Origin of the sequence: Kitasatospora sp. NPDC127060 (assembly GCF_042724935.1) — a bacterium.
GTDB lineage: Bacteria > Actinomycetota > Actinomycetes > Streptomycetales > Streptomycetaceae > Kitasatospora.
In genome coordinates this window covers 25,912-30,929 of sequence record NZ_JBHXEG010000096.1, presented here as the reverse complement: position 1 = coordinate 30,929, position 5,018 = coordinate 25,912, and the positions used below count along the sequence as shown (strand labels likewise).

6 protein-coding genes are annotated in these 5,018 nt (G+C 73.0%); all 6 read left to right on the top strand.

Annotated features, from left to right (window positions below; all coding sequences use genetic code 11):
* Positions 1-147 (top strand): CorA family divalent cation transporter (locus tag ACFWIS_RS35270; protein WP_380463953.1); only part of this gene is annotated, 147 nt, incomplete at its 5' end.
* 257 nt (positions 148-404) lie between these two features.
* Positions 405-1,940 (top strand): hypothetical protein, encoded by a 1,536-nt coding sequence (locus tag ACFWIS_RS35265; RefSeq protein WP_380463951.1) that lies wholly within the window; start codon positions 405-407, stop codon positions 1,938-1,940.
* A gap of 278 nt (positions 1,941-2,218) precedes the next feature.
* The gene (locus ACFWIS_RS35260) at positions 2,219-2,815 is read left to right on the top strand and encodes a helix-turn-helix domain-containing protein (protein WP_380463949.1); all 597 of its coding nucleotides are present in this window, start codon (positions 2,219-2,221) and stop codon (positions 2,813-2,815) included.
* Between the two features lie 64 nt (positions 2,816-2,879).
* Entirely contained in the window at positions 2,880-3,776 is an 897-nt protein-coding gene (gene lepB / locus ACFWIS_RS35255; protein WP_380463947.1) for a signal peptidase I, read from the top strand.
* A gap of 151 nt (positions 3,777-3,927) precedes the next feature.
* Entirely contained in the window at positions 3,928-4,170 is a 243-nt protein-coding gene (locus ACFWIS_RS35250; protein WP_380463945.1) for a hypothetical protein, read from the top strand.
* Between the two features lie 97 nt (positions 4,171-4,267).
* Entirely contained in the window at positions 4,268-4,927 is a 660-nt protein-coding gene (locus tag ACFWIS_RS35245; protein WP_380463943.1) for a zinc ribbon domain-containing protein, read from the top strand.
* The last annotated feature ends 91 nt before the right edge of the window (positions 4,928-5,018 follow it).

Here is a 5,018-nt window from a genome sequence, read left to right as displayed (position 1 = left end):
CCCACCCTGATCGGCACCGTCTACGGCATGAATTTCCAGATCATGCCGGAGCTCAAGTGGGCGTTCGGTTATCCGTTCGCGATCGGTCTGATGGCACTGGTCTGCACCGGGTTGTACCTGGCCTTCAAGCGCCGCAACTGGCTCTGACCCTCCCCGACGGTCTCCCGAGGGCTCCCGGCGACCCCCTCCCGGCGACCCCCACCGGCGACCTCCCGGCGGGCCCCGGCGACCTCCGCGCTAAGGAAGCGTCAAGGACCCCGCCGGGCGGCGTCAAGGAGGTGTCAGGAAGCGTCTCATCGCCGGTGGCGCGGCACTAGCGTCGCGCGGCGGAGAGAAACGGTTCTGTGTTCGGTTCCCACCGGGGACCCAGGCGGACCGTGTCACGGGGGAAGGGACGTGCGGTCATGACCACCTCGACAGCGGGCAGGGCGACCACCTCGGAGGAGGAGGCCGAAGGCGGGGACGACGCTCCCGGGCCTGCCGGACCGGGCGTTCCGCCCGGCCCCCTGGCCCGGTTCGGCCGGGGCCTGCGGACGGTCGGCAGCCGCTCCTACTGGACCACCCCGCGCCTGGTCCGCGGCCTCACCGCGCTGAGCCTGGCCACGTTGATCGGCCTCGGTGCCACCGCCACCGCGGTGCTCGGCGGCGCCCGCGACGGCACCGACACCATCGGCCACCAGGCCGCACCGCAGGCCACCCGTGCCGCCGACCTCTACTTCGCGCTCAGCGACATGGACGCCCAGGCCGCCAACCTGCTGCTGGTCGGCGACGACCAGGACTACGCCACGCTGCGCAAGCAGACCCTGGACACCTACGAGCAGCGCCGCAACCAGGCCGACGACGACCTCCAGCAGGCCGCGCAGTCCGCCGGCGACGACCCGGCCGGGCAGCGCGCCGTCCAGCTGGTGCTCGGCCGGCTCGGCAGCTACGAGGCGCTGGTGGCCCGCGCCCAGCTGCTGGAGGAGCAGGCCAAGGCCCCGGCCGGCCAGCCCTCGCCCGCCGCCCTGGACGCCTACCGGCAGGCCTCCGACCTGCTGCGCAGCCAGCTGCTGCCGGCCGCGGACCAGGTCACCGCCGCCAACGAGGCCACCGTCGACCACGTCTACGCCCAGCAGCGCGACGCCCTGGGCATCGGCTGGTGGTGGCTGTTCGCGGTCGGTCTGCTGGCCCTCGCGGCGCTGCTCGGGCTCCAGCGCGCGCTGGCCGTGCGCTACCGCCGGGTGATCAACCCGGCGCTGGCGGCCGTCACCCTGCTGACCGGCGTGGTGCTGGTGACCGGGCTGACCCTGGTCGGCCGCACCGATGACCACCTGGTGACCGCCAAGAGCAACGCCTACGACTCGGTGATAGCGCTCAGCCGGGCCCGCGCCGTCGCGTACGACATGAACGCCGACGAGAGCCGCTACCTGATCGACCCGGGCCGCGCGGCCGTCTGGGAGCAGGCCTACCTGGAGCAGAGCCAGGCGATCGCCCACCTCGACGGCGCGACCCTCTCGAGCTACCGCACCCAGCTGCAGGGTGAGGCCGACCGGCACCGCGCGGACCGCTCGGTCGTGCCCTTCGGCGGCTTCCTCGGCAGCGAGCTGAACAACATCACCTTCCCCGGCGAACAGGAGGCCGCCGAGCGGGTCCTGGGCGCCTTCGAGGAGTACCAGGTGATCGACCACCGGATGCGCGACCTGCGCGCCGCGGGGGCGCTCAAGGACGCGATCACGCTCAACACCGGGCTGGCCAAGGGCCAGTCCAACTACCAGTTCGGGCAGTTGAGCACCGCCATGGGGGACACCATCACGGTCAACCAGAAGGCGATGGACTCGGCGCTCGCGGCGACCGACGGCGACCTCGACGGCACCACGGCGGTGCTGGGCGGGGCCGTCCTGGTGGCGGCGCTGGGCCTGACCGCGCTGGGGGTGCGGCCCCGGCTGCGGGAGTACCGCTAGCGCGGAGCAGGGCCCGGGCAGGCCGCTGACCGGCCTGGCGGCGGGCCGGGGGAGGACTCGGCGGGGCGGCCGGCGGAGTACCAGGCGGGGCGGCCGGGAGAGTGCCGGGACCGTGACTGGAAGAGCGGAATCCGGGAAGCCGGAGACGGGGGCCCGGTGTCGATCGGCGGATCGACACCGGGCCCTGCCGTGCGCCTCCCCGGCGAGAGGGCCCGGGACGAGCCGTCACCGGTGTGCCGGATTGACAAACACCCTTGCCGTCCCGGCGAATGGCAGGCATGGCCGACGAAGAGTTCGAGAACGTCCTCACCACGGTGGGCCCCCGGCTGCGGGCCCTGCGCCGCGAGCGTGGCACCACGCTCGCCAAACTGGCCGCCGCGACGGGCATTTCACTCAGTACGCTGTCCCGGCTGGAGTCCGGGCAGCGCAAGCCCACCCTGGAACTGCTGCTGCCGCTGGCCCGGGAGTACCGGGTGCCGCTGGACGAACTCGTCGGCGCCCCGGCCACCGGCGACCCGCGGATCCACCCGCGCCCGGTGACCAGGAACGGTCAGACCATCGTGCCGCTCACCCGCCACCTGGGCGGTCTGCACGCGTACAAGCACATCGTGCCGCCCGGTCGGAACAGCGGGCCCGAACTGGAGTTGAAGGTCCACGAGGGCTACGAGTGGCTGTACGTGCTGTCCGGCCGGCTGCGCCTGGTGCTCGGCCCGCACGACCTGGAGCTGACGGCCGGTGAGGCCGCCGAGTTCGACACCCGGACCCCGCACGCCTTCGGCAACGCCGGTCCGCAGCCGGTGGAGTTCCTCAGCCTGTTCGGCCCGCAGGGCGAGCGGATCCACATCAGGGCGCGCCCGGGAACCTCTGTTCGGTAGGTTCGTTCCCGATAGGGGGTCTCCGCTTCGGGCTCCCACCAGGCCATCGGGAGGGGCCGATCACATGAGTGTGCAGCAGAGCACGGAGTCCGGCGAGAGCGACGGAACCGAGGAAGGGCCGACGGCCGGGCCGGAGGCGGCGGGGGCCGGGGCGGCGCCCGGGGCGGCCGCGAAGCCGGCGCGCAAGAAGCGCCCGTTCTGGCAGGAGCTGCCGATCCTGCTGGTGATCGCCCTGCTGCTCTCGCTCGGCATCAAGACCTTCTTCGTGCAGGCCTTCTCGATCCCCTCCGGTTCGATGGAGAACACCCTGCAGATCGGCGACCGGGTGCTGGTCGACAAGCTCACCCCGTGGTTCGGCGCCGAGCCGGAGCGCGGCGAGGTGGTGGTCTTCCACGATCCGGGCGGCTGGCTGGAGGGCGGTCCGACGACCAGCTCCGGCGGCTTCGTGAACACCGTCCAGAAGGCGCTGAGCACCGTCGGCCTGATGCCCTCGGCGGACGAGAAGGACCTGATCAAGCGGGTGATCGCGGTCGGCGGGGACACCGTCGAGTGCAACGCGGGCAGCCCGGTGAAGGTCAACGGCGTGGCGCTGGACGAGCCGTACGTGTTCCCCGGGGCGGCGCCCTGCGACAACGACCCGGTGGGCACCGTCACCGTGCCGAAGGGCAAGCTCTGGGTGATGGGCGACCACCGCAACAACTCCCGGGACTCCCGCCCGCACCACCTGCTCACCGGGGACGGCTTCGTACCGGTGGACGACGTGGTCGGCCGGGCCTTCGTGGTGGCCTGGCCGATCTCCGACTGGTCGACCCTGCCCGTCCCGGACACCTTCGACAAGGTGCCCTCCAGGGCCGCGGGCACTCCGCTGGAGACGCCCCCGGCACCGGCGGCGCTCGCCTTCGCGGGGGTCGTGCCGATCGCGCTGTGGCGGCGCCGTCGCTCGCGGCGCGCGGCGGGCTGAGCCGGACGGCTTCGCCGGAACTCCGGCGGGCGTGTTCTACGCGGTTGTAGAGTTCCGGCGACGGGCCGCGGCGCCGGGCGCGGCCGTGCCGGTCGGTCCGGGTAGTCGGCCCGTACGGTCCGTCCGTGTGGTCGGGGCAGGAGGCGGAGCCGTGGTTGACAGTCCGGGCGGCCCGTCGGTGGATCCGGCTGGCTCCGAGGTCCGGTGGGTGTACCAGCCGGTCGAGGTCGACCTCGGTGACGGCGCCTGGGCGCCCGGCCGGATCAGCGGCTGGTGGCAGGACCCGGTCGGGCGGAGCTGGTGCCGACTGCGGGTCTGCCGCGGCGGACTGCCCGCCGGCTGGCGGCCGTTCGACCCCGAGCGGGTGCGGCTGCTACCGGCCTCCGGGTTGTGAAGAGAGTGTCAGAACTTCTTGGCGGAACCGTTCGAGGGTCTCTGCCGTCCCTGGGAGCGAACGCCGACGAGGCCACTCTTCAGCAACCGGGGACGACGTGAGTTCCGAGATCAACTTCAGCAACAACTACCGCGACCTGTGCGAACAGCACGGCACCGGAGCGGGCTTCCAGTTCGAGTTCTCCTGCTACCGCTGCTCCGACACCTGGCGCTCGCCGTTCGAGCGGTTCACCACGGGGCAGGTGGCCGGCTGGATAGGCAAGGGCGTCAGCGCGGCCTGGAACCTGATCGGCGGCAACGCCAACACCATCAGCAACGCGGCGGACGGCCTGGCCGGCCAGACCTGGGGCACCGCGCGGGACGCCGCCTTCCAGCGCGCGATCGACAACGCCCGGCCGCACTTCAGCCGTTGCGCCCGGTGCACCCACTACGTCTGCGGCCGCTGCTTCAACCCGGAGCAGGGCCTGTGCTTCGACTGCGCCCCGGACACCGCGGCCGAGGCGGTGGCGGCGCAGCGGCGCGGCCTCAACGACATGGTGACGGACCGGGCCTACCAGGTCGGCCGTCAGTCCGGTGCGGAGTACGACGTCCGCACGCCGCGCCAACTTGTCTGCCCGCAGTGCCGGACGGAGACCCACGGCACGCCGTTCTGCCCCGGCTGCGGCTTCAAGCTGGCCCAGCCCGTCCAGTGCGGTCAGTGCCACCAGGACGTGCCGGAGGGGGCCGCGTTCTGCCCGTCCTGCGGGGCGAGGCGCTGAGCGGCCGGTGGTCGGTGGCCACTGCCCGGTAGCCGGTAGCCGGTAGCCGGTTGCGGCAACGGGCGGGGCGCCCGCGGACGAAGTGTCCGCG